At 63.5% G+C, this 1,690-nt stretch carries 1 protein-coding gene; it reads right to left on the bottom strand.

Annotated features, from left to right (window positions below):
• Window positions 1-1,690, bottom strand: a 1,690-nt coding sequence (locus ZAL01S_RS09615) for an MSCRAMM family protein (RefSeq protein WP_280465135.1), incomplete at both ends; no start/stop codon positions are given.

The raw sequence follows: 1,690 nt of genomic DNA, 5'->3' as shown, positions 1-1,690 counted from the left end.
CAGCTCGTTTCCACCAATGTCGACCTTCGAGATCTTCACGTTCTGCGGAGCGTCCTGGTCGGTGACGGTGAGCGTGCCAGCGTTCGCCGAGACCGTGTTGCCGTTGGCACCGGTGACAGTGACGTTGCCTGCAGCATCCACCGAGAAGGTGATGTCAGTCACGGCAAGGTAGCCAGCCGGAGCAGCCGTCTCGCGGAAGGTGTAGTCACCCGCAGTGAGCATGAGCTGGTGCGGAGCAACACCCGAGGTCCACGAGGAGACGAGCTGGCCGTCCTTGTAGATCTCGATGGATGCGCCCGGAAGCTCCTCGCCACCGAGGTTGACCTTCGAGATCGCGATCGGGAACTCGTTCGGCTTCTCAGCCTGGTCGGTCACCTTGAGGGTTTCACCGTTCGCGGTCACCGTGTTCCCGGCAGCATCCTTCACCGTGACGACACCGTTGATGTCGATGTTGAAGGTGATGTCGGTGACGGCAACGTAGCGAGCCGGAGCGGCAACCTCATGGAAGGTGTAGTCGCCCGGGACGAGCGAGATCTGCTTCGGCGTAGTGGCCGAGGTCCACGACTCAACGACGGTGCCGTTGATGTCCTTGATCTCGATCGATGCGCCCGGAAGCTCGGTACCGTTCAGGTCGACCTTCGACACGTTGATCGTGTGCGGGGCGAACTGGTCGGTGACAACGAGTGCACCGTTGGCGTTCACCGTGACGCTGTTGCCGTTGGCGTTCGTCACGACCACCTTGCCCGCGTGGTCCACCGTGAAGGTGATGTCCGTGACAGTGGCGAAGCCGGCCGGAGCCGAGACCTCGTGGAAGGTGTACGTGCCCGGCGTGACCGAGATCATGCGCGGGGCCGTGCCCGAAGTCCAGGTGTGGACCGTCGCGCCAGCCTCGTCCTTGATCTCGATGGTGGCGCCAGAAAGCGCCTTACCGCCGATGTCAACCTTCGAGATGTTCACGTTCTGCGGAGCATCCTGGTCGGTGACGACGAGGGCACCGTTGGCATCCACCGTGACAGTGTTGCCGTTCGCATTGTCAACGGTCACCTGGCCGTTGGCGTCAACCGTGAAGGTGATGTCGGTCACGGCGAGGTAGCCGTCCGGGGCCACAGCCTCGTGGAAGGTGTAGGTACCCGGGAGGAGGGTGACCTCCTGCGGGGTGGTCGTCGAGGTCCAGGACTCAACGGCGGTACCGCTCGCGTCGCGAATCTCAATCGAGGCACCCGGGAGTTCCGTGCCACCGAGGTCAACCTTCGAGACCGTCACCGGAACCTCCGAGGGAGGCGTCGGCTGGTCGGTGACGACGAGGGCACCGTTGGCATCCACCGTGACGGTGTTGCCGTTGGCGTTCGTCACGACCACCTTGCCTGCGTGGTCGACGGTGAAGGTGATGTCGGTCACAGCTTCAAAACCTGCCGGAGCGGCCGACTCGTGAAAGGTGTAGGTGCCAGGCTTGAGCTGGAACTGGTGCGGCGTCGTGGTCGACGTCCACGACTCGACGGCGGTGCCGTTCGCGTCGAGGATGTCGATCGATGCGCCCGCAAGCTCGTTGCTGCCCAGGTCGACCTTCGAGACGGTCACGTTCTGCGGAGCGTCCTGGTCGGTGACGACGAGGGCACCGTTGGCATCCACCGTGACGGTGTTGCCGTTCGCATTGTCAACGGTCACCTGGCCGTTGGCGTCAACCGTGAAG

The organism is [Zimmermannella] alba NBRC 15616, from assembly GCF_001570905.1.
Lineage (GTDB): Bacteria > Actinomycetota > Actinomycetes > Actinomycetales > Microbacteriaceae > Pseudoclavibacter > Pseudoclavibacter albus.
Note: the sequence above shows the minus strand (reverse complement) of the source record. Positions and strands in the feature narration are given on the sequence as shown.